The organism is Acinetobacter sp. 1125_18A (genome assembly GCF_052824985.1).
In genome coordinates this window covers 1-1,957 of the sequence record NZ_VTDG01000037.1, presented here as the reverse complement: position 1 = coordinate 1,957, position 1,957 = coordinate 1, and the positions used below count along the sequence as shown (strand labels likewise).

The following is a 1,957-nucleotide window of genomic DNA, read 5'->3' as shown; positions in this document are numbered from 1 at the left end:
ATCATTAAGAGAATATGAAGAACAACTTGTGTGGATTTTTACTGATTGATTGATCGAAATATTATCATTGATTGATTGGTTTAAATTACTCGAAGTTTATTTGAGAGAATTTGTCAGTACATTGATGAGCCAGAATTGTGACCTTAAGTCACTAATGATTTTTAACTGAAGAGTTTGATCATGGCTCAGATTGAACGCTGGCGGCAGGCTTAACACATGCAAGTCGAGCGGGGGAGGTTGCTTCGGTAACTGACCTAGCGGCGGACGGGTGAGTAATACTTAGGAATCTGCCTATTAATGGGGGACAACATCTCGAAAGGGATGCTAATACCGCATACGCCCTACGGGGGAAAGCAGGGGATCACTTGTGACCTTGCGTTAATAGATGAGCCTAAGTCGGATTAGCTAGTTGGTGGGGTAAAGGCCTACCAAGGCGACGATCTGTAGCGGGTCTGAGAGGATGATCCGCCACACTGGGACTGAGACACGGCCCAGACTCCTACGGGAGGCAGCAGTGGGGAATATTGGACAATGGGGGGAACCCTGATCCAGCCATGCCGCGTGTGTGAAGAAGGCCTTATGGTTGTAAAGCACTTTAAGCGAGGAGGAGGCTCTCTTGGTTAATACCCAAGATGAGTGGACGTTACTCGCAGAATAAGCACCGGCTAACTCTGTGCCAGCAGCCGCGGTAATACAGAGGGTGCGAGCGTTAATCGGATTTACTGGGCGTAAAGCGTGCGTAGGCGGCTTTTTAAGTCGGATGTGAAATCCCCGAGCTTAACTTGGGAATTGCATTCGATACTGGGAAGCTAGAGTATGGGAGAGGATGGTAGAATTCCAGGTGTAGCGGTGAAATGCGTAGAGATCTGGAGGAATACCGATGGCGAAGGCAGCCATCTGGCCTAATACTGACGCTGAGGTACGAAAGCATGGGGAGCAAACAGGATTAGATACCCTGGTAGTCCATGCCGTAAACGATGTCTACTAGCCGTTGGGGCCTTTGAGGCTTTAGTGGCGCAGCTAACGCGATAAGTAGACCGCCTGGGGAGTACGGTCGCAAGACTAAAACTCAAATGAATTGACGGGGGCCCGCACAAGCGGTGGAGCATGTGGTTTAATTCGATGCAACGCGAAGAACCTTACCTGGTCTTGACATAGTAAGAACTTTCCAGAGATGGATTGGTGCCTTCGGGAACTTACATACAGGTGCTGCATGGCTGTCGTCAGCTCGTGTCGTGAGATGTTGGGTTAAGTCCCGCAACGAGCGCAACCCTTTTCCTTATTTGCCAGCACTTCGGGTGGGAACTTTAAGGATACTGCCAGTGACAAACTGGAGGAAGGCGGGGACGACGTCAAGTCATCATGGCCCTTACGACCAGGGCTACACACGTGCTACAATGGTCGGTACAAAGGGTTGCTACCTAGCGATAGGATGCTAATCTCAAAAAGCCGATCGTAGTCCGGATTGGAGTCTGCAACTCGACTCCATGAAGTCGGAATCGCTAGTAATCGCGGATCAGAATGCCGCGGTGAATACGTTCCCGGGCCTTGTACACACCGCCCGTCACACCATGGGAGTTTGTTGCACCAGAAGTAGGTAGTCTAACCGTAAGGAGGACGCTTACCACGGTGTGGCCGATGACTGGGGTGAAGTCGTAACAAGGTAGCCGTAGGGGAACCTGCGGCTGGATCACCTCCTTAACGAAAGATTGACGATTGGTAAGAATCCACAACAAGTTGTTCTTCATTGATGTATCTGAGGGTCTGTAGCTCAGTTGGTTAGAGCACACGCTTGATAAGCGTGGGGTCACAAGTTCAAGTCTTGTCAGACCCACCAAGTCTACTGAACACAGAAGAGCAGATATATTAAGATCTTAAGCTGGGGACTTAGCTTAGTTGGTAGAGCGCCTGCTTTGCACGCAGGAGGTCAACGGTTCGACTCCGTTAGTCTCCACCA

General features: G+C 50.0%; 2 tRNA genes and 1 rRNA gene. All 3 read left to right on the top strand.

What is annotated here, in order from left to right:
* The first annotated feature begins 162 nt into the window (after window positions 1-162).
* The 3 genes from FY049_RS22125 to FY049_RS22115 all read left to right on the top strand — a co-directional run bounded on the left by FY049_RS22125 (window position 163) and on the right by FY049_RS22115 (window position 1,957).
* Window positions 163-1,701: ribosomal RNA gene (locus tag FY049_RS22125) — 16S ribosomal RNA — on the top strand.
* A 59-nt stretch (window positions 1,702-1,760) separates the two neighbouring features.
* Window positions 1,761-1,837, top strand: a tRNA-Ile gene (locus tag FY049_RS22120).
* 44 nt (window positions 1,838-1,881) lie between these two features.
* Window positions 1,882-1,957: transfer RNA gene (locus FY049_RS22115), tRNA-Ala, on the top strand.